The following is a 20,620-nucleotide window of genomic DNA, read 5'->3' as shown; positions in this document are numbered from 1 at the left end:
TTCAGGCCTTTTCTACCAAGCCCAGCTTTTCGGCCAAGCCGATCCGCTGCATTTTGCCGGTGGCGCCTTTGGGGATTTCATCAAGGATGATCACTTTGCGCGGCACTTTGAAATCGGCCATTCGTTCGGAGGCAAAGGCGCGGATGTCCTTTTCGGTGGCGGTGGACCCTTCCTTTAGCACAAGGGCTGCGGCGACTTCTTCGCCGAGCTTTGGGTGGGGCAGGGCAAATGTCACGACTTGTGCCACATCGGGGTGGTCCAGCAACACGCCATCGACTTCCAGCGGGCTGATCTTTTCGCCCCCACGGTTGATGATTTCCTTCAGGCGGCCGGTCAGATGCAGGTAGCCTTCGTCGTCAAAAGCCCCCTGATCGCCGGTGCGGAACCAACGCTTTCCTTCTGCTTCAAAAAAGTTCTTGGCGTTTGCTTCGGGGTTGCTTTCATATCCCGGCGTGACGTTGGGCCCAGAGATTGCAACTTCGCCGGTTCCATCAATAAGACGGTCCTCGGTTTCGTGGGCGATGCGCATTTCGGGGCCTGCGGGGATGCCAACCGCACCCGGTTTCTGGGTGCCGGATTCAAGCGGGTTGCAGGCCATCTGGTGTGCTGCTTCGGTCATGCCGTAAGCCTCGACCACGGGGGCGTTGAAGGTCTCGTTCAGGGCTACCATCACCTGTGCCGGCAACGACGCCGAGGATGACCGCAAGAACCGCAGCGGATTTGCGGCGATCACGTCTGCATTCCGGCTTGCCCGGCTCAGGATTGCCTGATGCATGGTTGGTACGGCGGTGTACCATGTCGGCTTTGCCTCTTTCATGAAGCTGAAGAAGCGCAGCGCGTCAAAGCCCGGTGCGCACCAGATGGATGCACCGGCAGCCAGTGATGCGGTTACAGCGGCAATCAGGCCGTGGATGTGAAACAGGGGCATCACGTTCAGGCAGCGGTCAGCGGGGGTCAGGTCAAGTGACACTTTGATATGCTCGGCTGAAGCCGCCACGTTGGATTGCAGCAGAGGCACGATCTTGGGGCGCGATGTGGTGCCGGACGTGTGCAGGATCAATGCCACATCATCGGCCGCCGGATCAGAGGAGTCGGCAGTGCCTGTGGCATCGGATTCCAATTCAAATAATCCGGCAGGGGCGCCATCTGGCACGCAAACCCGCACAATCGCCATGCCTGCCTTGGTTGCCGCTGCAACGGCAGGGCCATCATAGCCATCCATCACCACAAGGGCCTTGGCCTTGAGATCGGAAAGGTAGAAGTCATACTCTTCTTCGCGGTAGGCGGGGTTAAGCGGCGCGGTCGTGGCCACCTGCGCAATTGTGACAAAAGCCGTCGCCATTTCCGGTCCGTTGGGCAGGACAATCGCGACCCGGTCGCCCTTACCGATTCCCATACCATGCAATGCAGCTTTGACGGTGTCCGTCAGATTGCGCAGCCCGTCATAAGTCAGCCACGCGCGATCAGGCGCGCCGATGGCAGGGGCTGACCCGTCATGACCACTCAAAAGGGCGCTCATCGTTGTATGCATGGGGATAGTCCTTCGTTCAAAGTTAGGCAGTTGCTTTGCTACGCGTCAGGCCGCGCGCATATTTCAAAAGTGGCAGCAGGAAGAAGATCGCGCTGATCGCGATGAAGGTAGCAGATAGCGGCCGCTCGATGAAAGCAAGTATGTTACCCTGTTCCGCAATTAGCGTCTGGCGGAAGCTTTTTTCCATCAAGGGGCCGAGCACCAGTGCAAGGACCAAGGGTGCCATCGGATAGTCGGCCTTGCGCAGCAGATATCCACCAACGCCAAAGCCTACGATCAACCAGACATCGTGCATCTTCTGGCTGGGCGCGTAGCCCCCTACGATACACAGGATCAAGACCAGCGCGCAAAGCACGGTAAATGGCATCCGCAGCGCCCAGACAAACACAGGGATAAGCGCGAGGTTCACTAGAACGGCCGCGAAATTGGCCGTGTAAAGCGATGAAATCAGCCCCCAGACAAAGTCAGGCTGTTCGATAAACAGCATCGGTCCGGGCACAAGCCCCCACATTACCATGCCACCCAGCAAAAGCGCCGTGGTCGGTGATCCGGGGATGCCCAGCGTCAGCATCGGCAACAGCGAGCCGGTCGATGCGGCGTTGTTGGCGGTTTCGGGTGCGGCGACCCCTTCGATCGCACCTTTGCCGAATTGGTCAGAGTTCTTTGATGTGACTTTTGCCAAACCGTAAGCCATGAGGGCGGCGGGTGTGGCGCCTGCGGCGGGTAGCATCCCCACGAAAAAGCCGATGAGTGATCCAAAGCTCATGGTTTTCCAAAGCCGGTTCATTTCTTTCAGGCCATGCCCGAGTTCACGGAATGTCAGCCGCGCGGGCGTGACTTGCGGTGCCGATTTCGAGGTCTCGATGGTGTACAGGATTTCGCCCACACCGTAGGCCCCGATGGCGAGCACCAGAAAACTGATGCCGGAATAGAAACCCGGTTGGTCAAAAAAGATCAGGCGCGGCTGGCCGGAAATCAGGTCAAGCCCGACGGTGGACAGCGCCAGACCCAGACAAATCATGATGATTGTCTTCAGCACGTCATCACCGCCAAGGCCGACAAACGTCGTGAAGGCCAGCAGCACAAGTGCGAATTCTTCCGGCGGGCCGAACTGCAACGCAATATCGGCCAATGGTGCCGCGAAAAGCGTGAACAGTATGACCGAAATCGTGCCGCCAACAAAGGACGCGACGGCCGCGGCAATCAGCGCAAGCCCCGCCTTGCCCTGTTGGGCCATCGGTCGCCCGTCAAAGGTGGTCGCCACCGCCGTTGACGCGCCCGGAATCCCCAACAGGATCGAACTGACCGCCCCGCCATACATCGCGCCATAGTAGATGGCCGCAAGCAGGATGATGGCCGACGAGGGGGGCACGATAAAGGTCAGGGGCAGCACAATCGCCACGCCATTGACTGACCCCAATCCGGGCATCGCGCCGATAAACAGGCCCGCTGTGACCCCAAGCACAACAATCATCAGGTTGAGCGGCGACAGCGACGTCGCAAACCCGTCCATCATGTGTCCGATTAGTTCCATCAGTCAGACTTCCTAGAAAAACATCGCGTAAAGCGGGACGAAGAAAGGTTCGGTCAGCCCTTTGGGCAGCAGAATTTTCAGCGTGACCTCGAAGAAAAAGAACAGGAAAAGCGGGGTTCCGATGATGATCGAAAGGGTCAGCGCCCAACTGTGCTTGCCAAAGATCTTGAGGTACCAGAACAAGAAAAGCGGCAAGGCGATGTAAGAGCCGACCCACGGGATCAGGGCGATTGTCACAACCAGTGCGATGACCACCGTGACGACAGCGCGCAGCGTGTCAGGATCAAAAAAGTCGCCGGCATAGTCCGATTTTCCGCGCAGCGACCTGACCAGAATTGCGCCGGCACAGACAAACATGATCGCTGACAGCCAGAAAGGAAAGGCACCGCCGCCAGGTCCCCCGGTCATGCCGTTCCATCCAATCGGCAGCACCATCGCGTGCCACATAAAATACGCGGACATCGCCATGATGGCTGCCGCGATAAGCCTGTCAGCTATCAGCATTGGGTATTCTCATATTTGCGGATTGGTCAGGCGGGGCAACGTACTGCCCCACCTGATGATAGGTCAACGTGCTGTTCAGGAGCCTTCTTCCATGCTGCTGAGCAAATCAGCATGCTTGCCACGCTCTTCAAGGAAGTAGGCTTGCAGATCATCACCGGTCAGGAATTCGGACATCAGCGCCTTTTCGGCCGTGTAGGTCTGCCATTCCTCTGACTCGCTCAGCTTTTGGAACATGTCGGTGTAATAGGCGACAGCCTCTGGTGCCATGTCTTTTGGCGCTACGAACGACCGCTGCATCCAGTAAACAAGGTCATGGCCCAACTCGCCCATTGTTGGTGTGTCGGGGAAGACAGAGATCCGGTCAGGTGTGAAGGCTGCGATTGGGCGCAATTTGCCGGCTTCATAGAAACCCAGCGCTTCGGACGGGTTGTTCACAGACGAATCAATATGTCCGCCGACAAGGTTGCGCGCGACATCACCGCCACCCGAGAAGGGCACGTAAGTGACGTCAATGCCGAATTCCTTTTCCAGCATCGCAGTCACCAGGCTGTCCTCCTGCCCTGTACCAGTGCCCCCCATCTTCCATGAGCCACCTGATGCTTTGACGGCAGCAACATAATCGTCAAGTGTCTGGATGTCGCTGTCAGCGTTGACCCACAATACGAATGTATCCAAAGCCATCCGAGCGATAGGCGTGAATTCTTCGATGTTGACGCCAATATCGGTGCGCAAGGGCGTAGTGTAATAGCTGTTCAAAGTCGCCATGATCACATGGTTGTCACCCGGCTTGTCAGACAGATAGCGCAGCGCCTCAGCGCCGGAGCCGCCACCCTTGTTCACTGGCAGGATCGGCATGTTCGACAGCTTTTCTTTCTGGATGATGGACTGGAACAGACGGGCCAGACGATCAGCGCCGCCACCCTGACCTGCCATGATGACCATCTCGACGGGCTTCTCAGGCTGCCAGTCCTGCGCGACGGTTGTTGTCGCGGCAAAAACCAGCGCCGCGGTGGCCGATGTAAAGCGGCGTAGGAATGTGTAACTCATGTAATGTCCTCCCAAGGGTCTAACAGTGAGCGATTTGTGCGATGTACAACCTCAGGTTTCCCATCGTCCTCGCTGTGGTACCCTATTAGCTAGACGTGTGAAATAAAATTTCACGAAAATTGTGGTTGATGTGTTATTTGTTGCGTAGACAAATCTCGAATCTGTAAAGTTGTAATCATGACGAAGACACTAGTTGGCCCACAATTGCGGCAATTGCGCCGTGCACACAATCAAACACAGGCAGATATGGCGCGGCGACTGGGCGTCAGCGCCTCTTATGTAAACCTGTTGGAAAACAACCAGCGCAGCCTGTCGGTCAAGATTCTGTTGGCGTTGACCGATTCGTATGGTGTCGCGTGGCAGGAGCTGATCAACGACAATGATGTGACCCAACTGGCGGACTTGCGGGCAACTTTCCGCGATCCGATTTTCACCGGAGATCGCCCTGATCTGCAAGAATTGCGCGCGGCCCTCGATCATGCGCCGCGACTGGTGGCGCAGTTCATGCAACTGCACCAGAATTACCGGGCCATGCTGGGCCGGTTGACGCATCTTGACACGCAAGCCGCGGTGCCCGACATGCTGGCGACCTCGGCCGAGGCCGCGATCTACGAATTTTTCCGTCAGCATTCCAATCATTTTGCGCAGCTTGAGCAGGCTGCAGATCAGGCGCGTGATGCAGTAGGGGGGCAGCCCGATGATATCTATGCCAACCTTAAAAGGCATTTGGTCAACGCCTACGGCATCGAGGTCGAGCTTGTCACCATCACTAGCGAATCCGACACTCTCAGAGTATTTGATGAGGCTCGCGGACGCGTGCTGCTCTCGGAAGCCTTGGATCAGGTCAATCGCAACTTCCAGCTGGCCTATGTGCTGGCGATGGTCACTTGCAGCCACTTGATCGAAACACTGATCGATGCGGCCGAAGCATTGCCGGAAGCCGCGCGCGCCCGGTGCCGGGTCGAGTTGAGTAACTATTTTGCGGCCGCTTTCCTGATGCCCTATACCCCGTTTCTGTCACTGGCGGAAACGTCAGGCTATGACATTGACCGGATTGCGGCGACGTTTGGCGTGTCGTTTGAAATGGTGTGCCACCGGCTGACGACCCTGCAACGCAAGGGTGCCCTTGGGGTGCCATTCTTTTTCCTGCGCATTGATCGGGCGGGAAATGTGACAAAACGGTTCAACGCCACCACGTTTTCACTGGCCGACAAGGGCGGGTCCTGTCCTGTCTGGAACATCCATAGCGCATTTGCGGCGCCCGGAAATATCATCCCGCAATTTGTCGAGTTGCCTGATGCGGGACAGTTTTTTACGATCAGCCGCACAACTGACAGGCCGGTCGTCAGCCGACATACCCAAGGCCGTCGCCTTGTGGTGACATTGGGCTGCGAAAGGGCCCATGCAGAGCAGATCGGATATGCCCGCGACCTGCGCGTGACCGATGATGCGAATGTCGCCAAGATCGGGATCAATTGCCATATCTGCCCGCGTCAGGCTTGTTCGCAACGTGCGCACGAGCCGATGCACTTGAACCTGTCCGTCGATGCCAATCGGCGTGGATCAACGCGCTATGAGAGCTAGACCGGTGTGCCCTGTCAGGAACCCGCGGCAGCGGCCAGCGTATCCCGAAAGATTGGTGCCGCGTGGAGTTTGACTGGTTTAATGGGCGTTCCGTCCTTGAGCAGCCCCACCAGAGCCATTGCCGCGCGCCGCCCCATTTCGCGGTGCGGGACATGGACGGTCGTCAGTGCCGGGTATGCAATCTGGGCAAGCTCGATATCGTCGAACCCAAGAATAGATACCTCCTGCGGGACCTTGATCCCCAATTCTCTTGCGCGACGCAGGGCACCCACGGCCAGAACATCGTTGCCGCAAAACACTGCTGTTGGGCGGACCGGCGCTTGCATGACTTTCTCGAACTCTTCCGCGCCGTGTTCGATACTATAGGTCGTCTCGGCAAACAAAAGGTCATCAGGATTCAACCCGGCTTCGGTCATAGCGCTTTTTATCCCGTGATAGCGGGCTGTTGCGCGGTCATTCATCCGTGTCTTTGCCGAGATGAAAGCCAGATTGCGATGCCCAAGAGCGATGACCTCTGAGGCCATCTCATGCATTGCCGCCTTGTTGTCAAAACCCACAGACGGACGCTGCGACCCGGCATCAAAGGCCCATGTCACAAGGGCAGGCACGCCTTGGGCCTCAAGAAACTCATAGACAGCAGGGTCACGGTCATGACCGATCAACAGCAGGGCGTCCGCGCCGCGTGCGACGAGGGCACGAACCTGTTCTTCCTCGACATCGGGGCGGTAAGATGTGCTTGCCACCAGCATCGTAAAGCCATGGTCTCGCAGTTCCTCCTGAAAGGCCTGCAATCCGCGTGCGAAGACCGCGTTTTCCATCGTCGGAATGATGGCCCCGATCGTATTGGTGCGGCGTGCGGCCATCACCTTGGCTCCGAAGTTGGGCGAATAGCCAAGATCATCAATTGCTTTCATGACCTTTTTGCGGGTCCGCTCTGCGACCTGATCGGGGAAATTCAGGCAACGTGACACTGTCGCGGTTGAGACACCGCTGCGTGTTGCAACATCGTGAAGTGTTGGCGTTGGACGTTTCACATTCATTCCCGGACCTGCATTTCTTGAGCCAACATACGCATCAAGGCGAGGCGCACCCAATAAAAAAAACAGTCAGAAATGTAAACGCTTGCATTTGGCTTATGTAAGCGTTTACATTTGGGTGAGAATCAGGTGAGCGACGGGGAGGAGAGATGAAATGCCATTGATCGCAGCGATCATACTTTTCATCGTGTTTGTCGTGAACGTTGGGTTGGGGGCGGCATCAAATGCAGCATTCCTCAGTGACGTAGGCGAGATGCTGGTCCTGAGCGGCGTCGCCATATTCTTTGTCATAGCAATTCTGAAGAAAGAGGCCGACGCGAACCAATAGCGCGGCTCAGCTTGTCTGGGGAGGACAAATCTTGGAAAAAGAAACTGCAAGGATCAAGTCGGCGGAACGCCGCAATTTCTTGAAACTGGCTGGCATGGGCAGTTTCACTGCGGCCATGGTTGCCGGTGCGGCGGGTACGCTCTGGTCGACCGAAGCGACTGCGCAGACCGCCAATGAAGAGCGCGACCGCGAAGCTGCCGCCGAACATACGATGACCATCGCCACGGCCTATGTGCTGGGTGCGACGCGCAGCTATCCGATCATGCAGCTCGACCTGAAGGAAAACATCCAGAACGCCACAAATGGCAAAGTCTATGTCAAGCTGGCCCCCGGTGGCCAGTTGGGCGCAGGTGGTGCGCTGGCACAATCCGTACAGGGTGGCACCATTCAGGCCGCGCAACACTCGCTGTCAAACTTCGCACCTTTCGCGTCGGTCGTTGACCTGATCAACATGCCGTATCTGTGCGGCTCCAATCAGCGATTTACCAACCTTGTGCATTCCGATGTCTGGGCGCAGGAAGTGAACCCCAAGGTCGAAGCCGCAGGTTTCAAGGCACTGTTCTACGTCAATATCGATCCGCGCGTCGTTGCTGTGCGCGCTGGCGGCTCAGGCCCTGTGCTGACACCTGGCGATCTGTCTGGCGTCAAATTCCGCGTGCCCGGGTCGGCAATGTTGCAGCAGTATTACCGCATGGTCGGGGCGAACCCGACTCCTGTGGCATGGGGCGAAACACCATCTGCGATCAAACAGGGTGTGGCTGACGCGCTTGATCCGTCCGTGGGTGCTTTGTACGTCTTCGGCTTCAAGGATATCCTGTCTCATGTGACCTTTACGCAGGCCGTGCCTGACAGCCAAGTCTATTCGTGCAACCTTGAATGGTTCAACTCCATGCCTGCCGACGTGCAGGACGGGATCATGGAAGCCGCTGAAATCACCCGTCACCAGAACCTTGCCAAAGTGCCATCGGCGCGTAACTACGCCATGGCCGAACTGCGCAAGGCTGGCGTTGAATTCCACTCGCTGTCCGACGATCAGTTGGCCGAATGGCAGGCAACAGGCGGTTATCAGCTTTCTGAGTGGGACAGCTTCAAGGTCGAGCTGGCCGGGTCCATGGACACATTCGCCAAGCTGGAAGAAGCGGCTGGCACGATGGGCCGCTACTACGTCCACGACGCTTAAAAAGGGGCGCGGGCACCCAACCGGGTGCCCCGAACTACTGATACTCACCGCGCACACACCAAGGTTTGTCGCGCCGTCATCGCCGGCGCGACAACACGAGGGGTCCGTCATGAATACAATGCAACGCTTGAACAGGGACGCCGAAAAATGGGCGCTTCTGGTATTTTACGTCATGCTTGTCATGACGATGGCGGTCGAGGTGCTGCGCCGCGAGATTTTCGCCTATTCGTCGATTTGGGGCGAGGAAATCGTGCGCTATTCCTTTATCTATCTGGCATGGATAGGGGCCGCAGCGGCTGTCAAGGACCGCGCCCACATCCGAATTGATGTGGTCATGCACTACCTTGGACCGCGCATGAAAGCGCTGCTTTATATTTTTGGCGATCTGGTGATGTTCGGCGTCGCCCTGATTGCGCTTTATTATTCATGGGAAGCGGTCCACGTGTCGTGGAAGTTCGGATCGGTTAGCCATGGGTTGCGCATATCCATGGTCTGGTTCCTTCTTGCGGTGCCCATCGGCTTTGCTTTGATGATCCTGCGCCTTGTCCAGTCATTCATGCGCGACCTGCGCAGCCTCCGCGACGGCACCCCCGTCTACGAGGGCGACAAACTGTTCGATTGAGGGGATAGGTCATGCTTTGGAATACCCTTAATCAAGCGGTCGAGCTGGGCTGGGACTTTTATCTGCCCGTCATCATCTTTGTCGTCCTGTGCGCGCTGGCCGTGCCCGTCTGGGCCTCAATCGGTGTCGCCGCCATCACGATGCTGCTGATGTCAGGTGATCTACCTTTGGGGCTGGTGGGTGAAAGCCTGTTTCACGGAATTGACGCTTTTGCCCTGACGGCTGTGCCCCTGTTCATTCTGACTGGTGACGTTCTGGTGCGCACGGGTCTTTCCCGCAAATTTCTTGATGTGGCAGAGGCGCTGACCCAGTTCGCCAAGGGCGGGTTCGGGTCCGCAACAGTGCTGGTCTGCGGGATGTTCGCCGCGATCTCGGGCTCTGACGCGGCGGGGGCTGCGGCTGTGGGCCGGATGACAATCGACCGTCTGGTCGAAAGCGGCTATCCGCGCCCCTATGCCTGCGCGCTTGTGGCAGCGGGGGCCTGTACCGGCATCCTGATCCCGCCGTCCATTGCCTATATCATTATCGGTCTGGTGTTGGGGATATCGGCCTCGACCCTGTTTCTTGCCGCGTTGATCCCCGGCATTCTGATCCTGACCTCGATCCTGATCACAAATATCGTTGTGAACCGGATTTATGGCTATGAAGGCGGCGGCAACCTGTCGGCATCCGAGTATTTCGGCAACCTTGGCCGCTCGCTTGCCTCTGGCTGGTATGCGTTCATCGTGCCGGGCATCATCTTTTACGGTATCTTTTCGGGGCGGCTGACCCCGACAGAGGCGGGCGCGACCGCGGTGATCGTCACGATCATTATCGGGTTCATTCTGGGCACGCTCAAGCTTGCAGACTTTCCGGCAATGCTGATTTCATCAGCTAAGGTGAACGGGATCATCCTGCCGATTATCGCCTTTTCGCTGCCACTGGCGCAGGCGTTGGCGATCATGGGGGTCCCGCAGGGGTTCGTCTATTCCGTCACTGCGCTGACCGATAACCCGACCTATCTGATCCTGATGATGATCGGCATTCTGATCGCGGCGGGCTGCGTCATGGAGACCACGCCCAATATCGTAATCCTCGCCCCGATCCTCAAGCCGCTGGCGGATGATATCGGCATGAACGAAATTCAGTTCTGCATCATGATGATCACGGCGCTGGGCGTTGGATTCATCACGCCGCCGCTGGGGCTGAACCTGTTTGTTGTTTCCGGCATTACCGGCGAGTCCATTCTGCGCATTGCATGGCGCGCCGTTCCTTTCGTTTTCTTCATGCTGATTGTCGTCTTGCTCATTGCTTTCGTACCGGCAATTTCGACAACCATGCTTCCTGACATCTATAAATAAGGTGATCCTCAAATGGCACGACACTACCTCAAGAAAGCAACGCTGACCGCGCAATCGGGCGCATCGGATGTGCACGACACAGTGCGCAAGATTCTGGACGATATCGAGCAGGGCGGTGATGCCGCTGCGCGCGAATATGCGGCGAAGTTCGACAAATACGACGGCAATATCATTCTTACGCCCGAAGAAATTGCCGCAGCCGCCGATTTGGTGCCGCAGAAGCTCAAGGACGATATCCAGTTCGCCCATGACAATGTGCGCCGCTTTGCCGAAGCGCAGAAAGCGACGGTGAGCGATATCACCTATGAAATTGCGCCCGGTTTCACGGCAGGTCAAAAAGCGATCCCCGTGGATGCGGCGGGCTGTTATGTGCCCGGCGGACGCTATAGCCACATCGCCAGCGCGATCATGACCGTAACGACGGCCAAGGTGGCTGGCTGCAATCATATCGTGGCGACTTCGCCACCGCGTCCCGGTGTTGGTGTTGCGCCTGCGATTATCTATGCGGCCCACATCAGCGGTGCTGACACGATAATGGCACTTGGCGGCGTGCAGGGTGTGGCGGCAATGACCTTTGGTCTGTTTGGCTTGCCCAAGGCCAACATCCTTGTCGGCCCCGGCAACCAGTTTGTGGCCGAAGCCAAGCGCATCCTGTTCGGCCGCGTGGGTATTGATATGATTGCAGGACCAACCGACAGCCTTATTCTGGCTGACAAGACCGCGGACCCGCATATCGTGGCGACTGACCTCGTGTCGCAGGCGGAGCATGGGTATAACTCTCCTGTTTGGCTGGTTACGGACAATGAAGATCTGGCGCAGGACGTGATGAATCGCATCCCGGCCCTGATTGACGATCTGCCGGAAACCAACCGCGACAACGCCGCCGCTGCATGGCGCGACTATGCAGAAGTCATCGTCTGCGCAGACCGTGAAGAAATGGCCGCCACATCCGATGATTACGCTCCCGAGCATTTGACCGTGCAGGCAGAGGACCTTGATTGGTGGCTGAACAGGCTCAGCTGCTACGGCTCGCTGTTCCTGGGCGAAGAAACAACCGTGTCCTACGGTGACAAGGCATCGGGCACCAACCATGTGCTGCCAACATCGCGCGCGGCGTCCTACACCGGCGGCCTTTCGGTGCATAAATATATGAAGATCGTCACATGGCAGCAGGCCACTCGTGAAGGATCAAAGCGCGTGGCCGAAGCCACCGCGCGTATTTCGCGGCTGGAAGGGATGGAAGGACACGCCCGCGCGGCAGATGTGCGCCTTGCCAAATATTTCCCCGGCGAAAACTTCGATCTGAGCGCCGATGGCTGATCTTCCCGCCATGTTTGACCTCACTGGCCGTGTCGCCTGTGTGACCGGGGCCAGTGCTGGCCTTGGTCAACGGGCCGCAATTGCGCTTGCCGCGGCAGGCGCAAAAGTGGTGGGCGTCGCCCGCCGTGCGGAAGCCTTGGCCGACTGGGCCGAACAGACCGGAGAAAGTGCTGCAACGGTGGCCGCTGATCTGTCGCAGCGCGACCAGATCACGGATATCGCCGACCGGATCGCCACCCCCTTTGGCGCACCTGACATCATCGTACATGCCGCTGGTATCAACACCCGTGAAGCGGCCGATGATGTGACCCCGGAAGGATGGGATGTCACGCTGAACCTGAACCTTGCGGCCCCGTTTTTTCTGACGCAGGCCTTTGTGCCCGCGATGAAGGCCAAAGGCTGGGGCAGGGTGGTGAACTTCGCATCGCTGCAAACCACACGCGCCTTTCCGGGCGGGGTCAGCTATGGTGCATCAAAGGCCGGCATTGGCCAGTTGACCCGCGCCATGGCCGAAGCATGGTCCACCAGTGGTATTAACGCCAACGCCATCGGGCCGGGTTTTTTCCCGACCGAACTGACCGGGCCGGTGTTCGCCGACCCCGAACGCGCAGCCCGTAATGCCGCCCAAACCTGCATCGGGCGTAATGGCGCGCTGGAAGACATCGACGGGCCTTTGCTTTTCCTTTGTTCGGATGCGTCTGCTTATGTGACTGGGCAAATCCTCATGGTAGATGGAGGTTTTACTGCAAAATGAAAGCACTTATTTACGACGGTCCCGAAAAGCTGGGCTACCGCGATGCAGCTGATCCGGTGCCCGAGGCGGGCCAGCAACTGATCAAAGTCCTTTCGGTGGGCATCTGCGGCTCTGACATGCATGCCTATCTGGGGCATGATGACCGCAGACCCGCCCCGCTTATTCTGGGGCACGAGGCTGCGGGCGAAATTGTTGGCGGCCCGCGCGCGGGCGAGCGCGTCACGATCAACCCGCTAGTGGGCTGCGGCACATGCAAGGCCTGCCAGACAGGGCATGACAACCTTTGCCCCGAACGCAAGATCATTTCGATGCCGCCGCGCGAAGGGGCCTTTGCGCAATATGTTGCAATGCGTGACGAAAATCTGGTCACGGTCCCGCAAGGCACGTCGTTGAACGCTGCCGCCCTTGCAGAACCAATCGCCTGCGGTTGGCATGCGGTCAAACTTGCCAAAAGGGCGCTGGATGGCGCGGCGGCAAATGCCCTGGTCATTGGTGGCGGCGCCATCGGGTTGGGTGCGGCCTTGTCGCTGACGGCGCAGGGCGTCCCGAATGTGACAATCGTTGAACCCAACGCCTTGCGCCGTGAGGTGCTGAACGGGCAATGCGGTCAAAACGCCGTTGCGCCTGATGACCTGCCCAATGATGCGCTGTTTGATCTAGTGATCGACGGTGTGGGCTATGCGGCAACGCGCGCCACAGCATCGGCCCATGCCCGCCCGGGTGGAGTTATTGGCCATATCGGGCTTGGTGAAGGGACCGGCGGGCTGGATGTGAGGCGCATGACCTTGCAGGAAATCACTTTCATCGGCACCTATACCTACACCGCACAGGATTTCCGCGATACCGCAGCCGCGATTTTCGACGGGCGCCTTGGGCCTCTTGACTGGACTGAACAACGCCCCCTTGCTGAAGGGGCCACCGCCTTTGCCGACATCAGGGCCGGTTTAACCGCCGCCCCTAAAATTATCCTCAACCCGCACGCATAAACCCGCAAACATCACCAGATGCGCAAAACAGGAGCTTTCAAAGCCGTGAGTATATCCAAGAAAATCGTCGATGATTTCGTCGCCAATGACGTGTCCTTCATCACGACCGTGCCATGCAAACAGCTGGCCGGTGTGATTGACGAAGTCGAAGCCCGCGAAGAGATTTTTCACATTCCCGCCAACAAGGAAGATGAAGGCATGGGGCTGTGTGCCGGTGCCTTTATGGGGGGCAAACGCCCTGCCATCATCATGCAAAACACCGCCATTGGTGTGACCATCAACACACTGGCCACCCTGACGCAGTTCTACCGCATGCCCCTGCCGATGCTGATTTCATATCGCGGCGAATTGCGTGAACCTGTGGCCTGTCAGGTGGAAATGGCGGTGCATACCAAGGCGCTGCTGAACCAGCTCAACATACCAACCTACCACTTCCACAAGGAAAGCGACGCAGATGAACTCGACGCGATCCTGAAATATACATTCATGTGCAACAAACCTGTGGCGATCCTGACGGATGCGTCCTTCTGGGGAGGCTACGGCGACCAATGATCCGTTCTGAAATCCTGCGCGAGATCGCGCCAATCCTGCGTGACCAACTGGTCGTTTGTAACATCGGTCTGCCCAGCCAAGAGCTGCATATGATCGACGATCAGCCCACCAATTTCTACATGCTGGGCACCATGGGCCTGTCATCCTCGATCGGCTTGGGGCTGGCACTTGCGCAACCCAAGACAGTCATTGCTATTGACGGTGATGGCTCGGTTCTGACGAACCTTGGTACTTTGCCCACAATCGCAAACAATGTGGCCGACAACTACATCCTGTTGATCATCGACAATGGCTCTTATGGATCAACCGGCGACCAGCCCACATATGCAGGCAAGAAAACCCGGCTGGAAGCCGTTGCTGCCGCCTGCGGTTGCGAAAATGTTGTGACCTGTCAGGCCGAAGAAACCGGCAAGGTGGTGCAAGCAGCCATCGACAGCAAAAAGATGACGATCATCGTGTCGAAGTGTGAAAGCGGCAACATCAAATTGCCCGTCATCACCAAAGACCCTGTGGTCATCCGCGACCGCTTCATGACAGCCGTCGCAAGCTAGGATGGCGTCGAATATCCATTCCAGCGATGATGCCCGCCGCATTGCGCGGCGCCGTCTGCCTTGGATGGTGTTTGACTATATCGACGGGGCCGCAGGGCGCGAAACAGGCGCGGCACGCAATCGTGCCGCCTTTGACGCGCTCACCCTGCGGCCCCGTATCCTGCGCGACGTCAGCGCGCGGGACCTTTCATCGTCCGTGTTCGGGCAGAAAACCAAATCCCCCTTTGGCATAAGCCCGATGGGCATGTGCAACCTGTCCGGGCCGGGGGCCGACCTGATGCTGGCACGGCTGGCTGCGCGCGAAAATGTGCCGCTGGGCGTATCAACCGTGGCATCCACCGCGATGGAGCCATTGATCGAGGCCGCCGAAGGCAACGCCTGGTTCCAGCTCTATTTCAGCGGCGACGGGACAGGCACGTTCAAACTGGTCGAACGGGCCAAGGCGGCAGGTTACAAGACCATCGTGCTGACAGTTGACGTCCCCGAAGTGGGCCGCCGTCCGCGCGAGTTGCGTCATGGATTTACCATGCCATTCCGCATCGGCCCCAAGCAATTCATCGACTTTGCCTTGCATCCGCAATGGTCCCTCTCAGCCCTGTTCAAAGGGCGGCCGGAGATGGCGAATTTCCAGATGCCCGGCTACGAATTTGACCGGACAGAAAGCCGCGCGCGCGCCGATTGGGACACCTTGGCGCGGCTGCGTGATATGTGGCCGGGCAACCTTGTCGTCAAGGGTGTGCTTGATGCTGAAGACGCTGTCTTGCTGCGCGATGCGGGGGTGGATGCCATACAGGTCTCGAGCCATGGTGCGCGCCAGTTGGAAAGCGCGCCGGCACCGATCAGCGTCCTGCCCGCGATACGTGCGGCCGTCGGGCCTGATATGCCCCTGTTTTTCGACACCGGATTGCGCAGCGGCGAAGACGTGTTGAAAGCCTATGCTTTGGGCGCGCAGTTCACCTTTTTCGGCCGCGTCCTGCAATTTGCCATTGCGGCGGGTGGCGAAGAAGGGCTGCATCGACTCTGGAGAATCCTGTGCGACGAGGCCAGCATCGCCATGGCGCAGATTGGCGCAACGCGCCTTGATGAGGTCCGCCCGACCGAATAGCAAAAGCTGCTGTTGTCTTTGCGAAACTCCCGCTAACCTGTCCCCTGAGCAAATCGGAGGCTGGACATGGAATTTCTTGCGAAGGTGGCATCAATTGTCGGTGGAACAGTGGCGCTTGCGCGGCGGGTGGGATCACCAGCACACGAGGCTGTGGGTGCAACACCGCAAATCCCCGAGGCCAAAAAGCAAGGCATTATGACCCTGAAAATGCCGATTGCGAAAGGGTGGGAAGACGGTCATGTGCCGACCTGCGCACCGGGGCTTAAGGTTAATGCCTTTGCCTCGGGTTTGGACCATCCACGCTGGATCGAGGTGCTGCCGAATGGCGATGTGCTGGTCGCTGAATCGAAAGAACAGGCAGGCCCGCCCAAGACTTTAATGGATCAGGCCGCGCAGGCCACCATGCGCCGGGTCAAGGCGATTGGGGAAAGTGCCAACCGTGTGACCCTTTGGCGGGATGCCGACGGCGATGGCGTAGCCGAAACCCGTGAGGTGTTCGTCGAAAACCAGAACCAGCCTTTTGGGATGGCCCTGATCGGAGACGATTTTTACCTTGGTAATACCGACGGAGTCGTGCGGTTTGGCTACGAAGCCGGGGCCACCTCCCTGTCGGGCGATGGCGAACGGCTGTTGGAGTTTCAGGGCCACGGCCATTGGACTCGCAGCCTGATCGTGTCGCCGGATCAGAGCAAAATCTATGTGGGTGTCGGGTCGCTGACCAACATCGCGGATCAGGGGATGGAGGTCGAAGAAGGCCGCGCCGCAATCTGGGAGTTGGATGTGGCCACTGGCGAAGGGCGCATCTTTGCGTCTGGTTTGCGCAATGCGGTTGGCATGGCGTGGGAACCTGTGACCGGTAAGCTCTGGACCGTTGTGAATGAACGCGACGGCCTGGGTGATGAAACGCCGCCCGATTACCTGACATCCGTGCAAGACGGCGGCTTTTACGGCTGGCCCTATTCCTATTGGGACCGTGTGGTTGATGATCGTGTGCCGCAGGATGCTGAAAAAGTGGCCAATTCCATCAAGCCTGATTACGCGCTGGGCGGGCACACCGCATCGCTTGGCTTATGCTGGATGCCCGCAGGCACCTTGCCCGGTTTCGGCGACGGAATGGTCATCGGGCAGCACGGGTCGTGGAACCGCTCAAAGCTGAGCGGCTACAAACTGATCTTTGTGCCATTCGAAAATGGCGCGCCCAGTGGCCCATCCCGCGATATTCTGAGCGGGTTCCTGTCGGTGGATGAAAAGCTGGCCTACGGGCGTCCCGTCGGCGTGACGCTTGGGGCAGACAAGAAATCACTGCTGATGGCGGATGACGTGGGCGATATCATCTGGCGGGTGACAGGGGCCTAGCAACTGCTCGCTAGGCAAGTGGCTGGCTACGATAGTGCAGTTCGGCCCCGTCATCTGCTGCAAACTGATTTGCACGGGTCTGCATTTCCGCATGGAACGGGGATTTGACGCAAACCGGGTCTGTTGCCGCCGGATCACCTGCAAGGGCCATGGCCTGACAGCGGCAGCCGCCAAAATCCTTTTTCTTGCGGTCGCAGGACCGACAGGGTTCTTGCATCCAGCTGTCGCCGCGGTAGGCGTTGAATGCCGCCCCGCGGTACCAGATATCGGCCAGGTCCTTGTCGCGCACGTTGTCGAAAGTCAGCGATTTGATTGTCTGTGCCGCGTGGCAGGGCAACACTTCGCCGTCGGGTGCAATGTTCAGCCCAGTTGTCCCCCAGCCACCCATGCAGGGTTTGGGGTAGTCTGAATGATAGTCTGCCGGCACATAATCCAACACCAATGTGCCCTTCAGTCTTGTGCGGGCGTCTGCCACGATGCGGCTGGCCTCTGCGGCCTGTTCCTTTGTTGGCATCAGGCTGCTGCGGTTGCCTAAGGCCCAGCCATGAAACTGGACAATCGCCACTTCGATCCGTCGCGCGTCCATCTCGACGGCCATATCAATCGCATCGGGCAATTGGTGCAGGTTCTGCCGATGCAAGACTGTGTTCAGGGTCAGCGGAAAGCCGATATCCTTGATCCAGCTGGCGACCTTCATCTTGCGATCAAAACCGCCTTTGTAGCCGCCAATTCTGTCGGCCATCGCCGCGTCCGTGCCTTGCAGGGACAGTTGGATATGATCCAGACCCGCCGCGTCAAGTTCGTGCAGCCGCTTTTCGGTTAAGCCTATGCCAGAGGTGATCAGGTTGGTGTAGAGCCCCGCATCACGCGCCGCCGTAACCAGCGCGATCAAGTCGCGGCGCGACGCAGGTTCACCCCCTGACATGTGCAATTGCAGCACACCCAGATCAGCGGCTTGTTGAAAAGCGCGAACCCAGTCGGTGGTGTCCAGCTCTAACGATTTGCGGGCCAGCTCAACAGGGTTGGAACAATAGGGGCACGACAGCGGGCAGCGGTGGGTCAGTTCGGCCAGCATTGCAATCGGGGCCGGAATGCCCCGCGCCTTGCCTTCTGCCCGCCAATCCTGAGGGGTGGCACCATCCATCAGCAGACCTCCAGAAAGCGGCGGTTCATCAGGCCGCGCAAAAATTCGCCCGCGTCCTCGGCGATCTGTTCGCGCGGCGCGCCATATTTTTCGGCCAAGGCAAATGTGATTGCCTCGAAACTTGCCGCACCGTCAACTTCGGACAGGATCGCATGGCCGATCTGGTCAAGTGCGACTGCCCGTTCGGGGGCGAGAAGTACCCATTTTTCGCGGACGCGGTCCCAGTGCAAACGCACCCCGCGGGGCAACGTGGGAACCGCGTCAGAGGTGAGCATTCGGGTCATGAGGCGTGCGCCATGCCGGGCGCCAGATAGGTGCCGGGCTGCCACGCACCGGGGGGAATCCGTGCAGGATCAACATAGGCGGAATGCAATGCATCCAGTTGTGACCACAACACATCGGTTTTGAAAATCAGGGCCTTGGCCGCTGCATCTTGCTTTTCAAGCGTGTCAGCGCGGTCCAAGACCGAAGACAGGCCGAATGCCACATCCTTGGGGGCCTCCGTCAGCCGCTTTTTGAAATAAGACAGGCTGCTGTCGTCGGCAAAGGCGTAATTCGCCAACAGTCCTTCGATCCTTTGCGCGTGGATCTTGGGGGCGAAAAGTTCAGTCAGGGATGCGGCGACGGCTTCCAGCAATGTTTCATCGCGCACAAAGCGCACGTAGGCATCAACCGCAAAGCGGGTGGCGGGTAGCACGCCTTCGGCGCTGGCCACATAGTCTCGGTCCAGTCCAACCGCATCGGCCAGACGCAGCCAGCGCGCTATGCCACCTTCGTTTTCAGTCGTGCCGTCATGATCTTCGATGCGGGATCGCCACGCGCGGCGCAGGGCGGGGTCCTCGACCCTGCTCATGAAAGCCGCGTCCTTCATGGGAATACGTGACTGATAATAATAGCGATTGATGACCCATGCGCGGACCTGATCAGGGGTGCAGCCCCCTGAGTGGAGCAGATGATGAAACGGATGTTTGTCATGATAGCGTTCAGCTCCGATCTGGCGCAGCCGGGCTTCGAATTCTGCTTTGGTTTGTGTCATAGGGCGATCTCCATCCCGTCTTGCGCGATTGTCCATCCGGTGGCCTCGGCCTGTGCGCGTTCATCAGAGGCAGGGCGCAACACCGGGTTAGAGTTGTTCATATGCACATATACCTTACGGCCAATGTTCAGTCCGTCAAAGGCGGCCATTGATCCATCAGGCCCCGACATGGACATATGGCCCATGCGATTGCCGGTTTTCTGGCTCAGACCGGCGGCGAGCATTTCGTCATCCTGCCAGAGTGTGCCGTCAAACATCACCATATCAGCGCCATCAAGCCTGCCCCGCAGGTCGGGTTTCAGCGCAGAACATCCGGGGATGTAGAACACATCATGCGCGTCCGTTTTCAGATGCACGCCGACGGTCTGTTCGCCTTCAAGGTCGGTCTGTACCTCGTCGCCTTCCAGATACAGCGGCACTTTCCCCGGCACGGCAAACAGCGTGGCCTCAACCCCGGTGACAAGTTCAAATGGTTGATTCAGGGCGATGGTGCGGCGGATCACGATATCGGGCTTGAGCGCCGAAAAAATCGGATTGGCGGCAATAACCTCGTGGATGTCGTGCGTGGCGAACAGGTTGAAAGGTTGCTGTTCGCGCAGGGTCAATAAACCTGCCACATGGTCAATATCACCATTGGTCAGCAGCACGGACTTCAAGGGGCTGACCCGCAGGTCAGTTGGATGCAAGGGGGGAGTTCTTGCCATCTGGTCGCGAATGTCGGGGGACGCATTCAAAATGGCCCAGTCCGCACCATTTGCGCTGACGGCGACCGAAGATTGACTTTGAGCAGGGATTTCGCCGCGTCTTGCCAGATTGCAATTCTGGCAGCCGCAATTCCATTGCGGCAGGCCACCTCCGGCAGCAGCCCCAAGAATAGATGCGCGGAATACCATCAGGGTCCCCCGCGCAGTCGTTCTTAAAACAGGTCTTCGTTTGTGCGGTCGTCGTTCTCGGGACCGTACATGTTGATTTCCATGCCGCATTCGATTTCGCGGATCACTGGTTTTGTCCAAGCCATGATATTCTCCTCCATCTGACGCTCTGAAGATGCATATTAATGCGTGATTCAGTCAAACTTTATGTTCTAAGAAAAAATAAGAAACAGCCCG

The 20,620-nt window shown here is 58.2% G+C and carries 22 protein-coding genes; 12 read left to right on the top strand and 10 right to left on the bottom strand.

Annotated features, from left to right (window positions below; genetic code table 11):
- Position 1: 1 nt before the first annotated feature.
- The 4 genes from C8N45_RS12180 to C8N45_RS12165 form a co-directional block, all read right to left on the bottom strand.
- Entirely contained in the window at positions 2–1,531 is a 1,530-nt protein-coding gene (locus C8N45_RS12180) for an acyl--CoA ligase (protein WP_108386527.1), read from the bottom strand.
- A 22-nt stretch (positions 1,532–1,553) separates the two neighbouring features.
- On the bottom strand, positions 1,554–3,065 hold the full coding sequence (locus C8N45_RS12175; protein ID WP_108386526.1) for a tripartite tricarboxylate transporter permease: 1,512 nt from the start codon (positions 3,063–3,065) through the stop codon (positions 1,554–1,556).
- Positions 3,066–3,077: 12 nt separating this feature from the next.
- Complete coding sequence (locus C8N45_RS12170) at positions 3,078–3,569, bottom strand: tripartite tricarboxylate transporter TctB family protein (RefSeq protein ID WP_108386525.1); 492 nt, start codon at positions 3,567–3,569, stop codon at positions 3,078–3,080.
- A 75-nt stretch (positions 3,570–3,644) separates the two neighbouring features.
- A complete protein-coding gene (locus C8N45_RS12165; RefSeq protein WP_108386524.1) occupies positions 3,645–4,616 on the bottom strand; it encodes a Bug family tripartite tricarboxylate transporter substrate binding protein in 972 nt (323 codons plus the stop codon).
- 177 nt (positions 4,617–4,793) lie between these two features.
- On the opposite strand from C8N45_RS12165, the gene C8N45_RS12160 reads away from it, so the two are divergent.
- Positions 4,794–6,200, top strand: coding sequence for a helix-turn-helix domain-containing protein (locus C8N45_RS12160; protein ID WP_108386523.1), 1,407 nt, complete (start codon positions 4,794–4,796; stop codon positions 6,198–6,200).
- 14 nt (positions 6,201–6,214) lie between these two features.
- On the opposite strand, the gene C8N45_RS12155 is transcribed toward C8N45_RS12160, so the two are convergent.
- Positions 6,215–7,240, bottom strand: a complete 1,026-nt coding sequence (locus C8N45_RS12155) for a LacI family DNA-binding transcriptional regulator (RefSeq protein WP_108386522.1) — start codon at positions 7,238–7,240, stop codon at positions 6,215–6,217.
- A 151-nt stretch (positions 7,241–7,391) separates the two neighbouring features.
- On the opposite strand from C8N45_RS12155, the gene C8N45_RS23240 reads away from it, so the two are divergent.
- The 11 genes from C8N45_RS23240 to C8N45_RS12105 all read left to right on the top strand — a co-directional run bounded on the left by C8N45_RS23240 (position 7,392) and on the right by C8N45_RS12105 (position 17,331).
- A complete protein-coding gene (locus C8N45_RS23240) occupies positions 7,392–7,565 on the top strand; it encodes a hypothetical protein (protein WP_168769470.1) in 174 nt (57 codons plus the stop codon).
- A 94-nt stretch (positions 7,566–7,659) separates the two neighbouring features.
- Positions 7,660–8,745, top strand: coding sequence for a TRAP transporter substrate-binding protein (locus C8N45_RS12150; RefSeq protein WP_245882652.1), 1,086 nt, complete (start codon positions 7,660–7,662; stop codon positions 8,743–8,745).
- A gap of 109 nt (positions 8,746–8,854) precedes the next feature.
- Entirely contained in the window at positions 8,855–9,367 is a 513-nt protein-coding gene (locus C8N45_RS12145; RefSeq protein ID WP_108386520.1) for a TRAP transporter small permease, read from the top strand.
- Positions 9,368–9,378: 11 nt separating this feature from the next.
- On the top strand, positions 9,379–10,707 hold the full coding sequence (locus C8N45_RS12140) for a TRAP transporter large permease (RefSeq protein ID WP_108386519.1): 1,329 nt from the start codon (positions 9,379–9,381) through the stop codon (positions 10,705–10,707).
- A gap of 12 nt (positions 10,708–10,719) precedes the next feature.
- Entirely contained in the window at positions 10,720–12,027 is a 1,308-nt protein-coding gene (hisD, locus tag C8N45_RS12135) for a histidinol dehydrogenase (protein WP_108386518.1), read from the top strand.
- Positions 12,020–12,781, top strand: a complete 762-nt coding sequence (locus C8N45_RS12130) for an SDR family NAD(P)-dependent oxidoreductase (RefSeq protein ID WP_108386517.1) — start codon at positions 12,020–12,022, stop codon at positions 12,779–12,781. Before hisD ends, C8N45_RS12130 begins: the two co-directional genes overlap by 8 nt.
- Positions 12,778–13,767, top strand: a complete 990-nt coding sequence (locus tag C8N45_RS12125; RefSeq protein WP_108386516.1) for a zinc-dependent alcohol dehydrogenase — start codon at positions 12,778–12,780, stop codon at positions 13,765–13,767. The genes C8N45_RS12130 and C8N45_RS12125 overlap by 4 nt, the downstream gene beginning before the upstream one ends.
- A 45-nt stretch (positions 13,768–13,812) precedes the next feature.
- Positions 13,813–14,319 carry a sulfopyruvate decarboxylase subunit alpha gene (gene comD, locus C8N45_RS12120; RefSeq protein ID WP_108386570.1) on the top strand — a complete coding sequence of 169 codons (507 nt, stop codon included), beginning with the start codon at positions 13,813–13,815 and terminating at the stop codon, positions 14,317–14,319.
- Positions 14,316–14,870 carry a sulfopyruvate decarboxylase subunit beta gene (gene comE, locus C8N45_RS12115; RefSeq protein ID WP_108386515.1) on the top strand — a complete coding sequence of 185 codons (555 nt, stop codon included), beginning with the start codon at positions 14,316–14,318 and terminating at the stop codon, positions 14,868–14,870. Before comD ends, comE begins: the two co-directional genes overlap by 4 nt.
- Position 14,871: 1 nt before the next feature.
- Positions 14,872–15,975 (top strand): alpha-hydroxy acid oxidase, encoded by a 1,104-nt coding sequence (locus C8N45_RS12110; RefSeq protein WP_108386514.1) that lies wholly within the window; start codon positions 14,872–14,874, stop codon positions 15,973–15,975.
- Between the two features lie 66 nt (positions 15,976–16,041).
- The gene (locus C8N45_RS12105; protein WP_108386513.1) at positions 16,042–17,331 is read left to right on the top strand and encodes a PQQ-dependent sugar dehydrogenase; all 1,290 of its coding nucleotides are present in this window, start codon (positions 16,042–16,044) and stop codon (positions 17,329–17,331) included.
- A gap of 10 nt (positions 17,332–17,341) precedes the next feature.
- Here C8N45_RS12105 and pqqE read toward each other — a convergent pair whose 3' ends face one another.
- From pqqE to pqqA, 5 genes are read right to left on the bottom strand one after another with little or no spacing between them, the layout of a single operon-like run.
- Positions 17,342–18,475 carry a pyrroloquinoline quinone biosynthesis protein PqqE gene (pqqE, locus tag C8N45_RS12100; protein ID WP_108386512.1) on the bottom strand — a complete coding sequence of 378 codons (1,134 nt, stop codon included), beginning with the start codon at positions 18,473–18,475 and terminating at the stop codon, positions 17,342–17,344.
- Complete coding sequence (gene pqqD / locus C8N45_RS12095) at positions 18,475–18,750, bottom strand: pyrroloquinoline quinone biosynthesis peptide chaperone PqqD (RefSeq protein WP_108386511.1); 276 nt, start codon at positions 18,748–18,750, stop codon at positions 18,475–18,477. The genes pqqE and pqqD overlap by 1 nt, the downstream gene beginning before the upstream one ends.
- 5 nt (positions 18,751–18,755) lie before the next feature.
- Positions 18,756–19,511 carry a pyrroloquinoline-quinone synthase PqqC gene (gene pqqC / locus C8N45_RS12090; RefSeq protein ID WP_108386510.1) on the bottom strand — a complete coding sequence of 252 codons (756 nt, stop codon included), beginning with the start codon at positions 19,509–19,511 and terminating at the stop codon, positions 18,756–18,758.
- A complete protein-coding gene (gene pqqB, locus C8N45_RS12085) occupies positions 19,508–20,404 on the bottom strand; it encodes a pyrroloquinoline quinone biosynthesis protein PqqB (protein WP_108386509.1) in 897 nt (298 codons plus the stop codon). Before pqqB ends, pqqC begins: the two co-directional genes overlap by 4 nt.
- Positions 20,405–20,427: 23 nt before the next feature.
- Complete coding sequence (pqqA, locus tag C8N45_RS12080; RefSeq protein ID WP_108386569.1) at positions 20,428–20,529, bottom strand: pyrroloquinoline quinone precursor peptide PqqA; 102 nt, start codon at positions 20,527–20,529, stop codon at positions 20,428–20,430.
- Between the last annotated feature and the right edge of the window lie 91 nt (positions 20,530–20,620).

This window comes from Yoonia sediminilitoris, assembly GCF_003058085.1.
Lineage (GTDB): Bacteria > Pseudomonadota > Alphaproteobacteria > Rhodobacterales > Rhodobacteraceae > Yoonia > Yoonia sediminilitoris.
The sequence above is the reverse complement of the archived record's forward strand: the minus strand, read 5'-3'. Positions and strand labels throughout refer to the sequence as shown.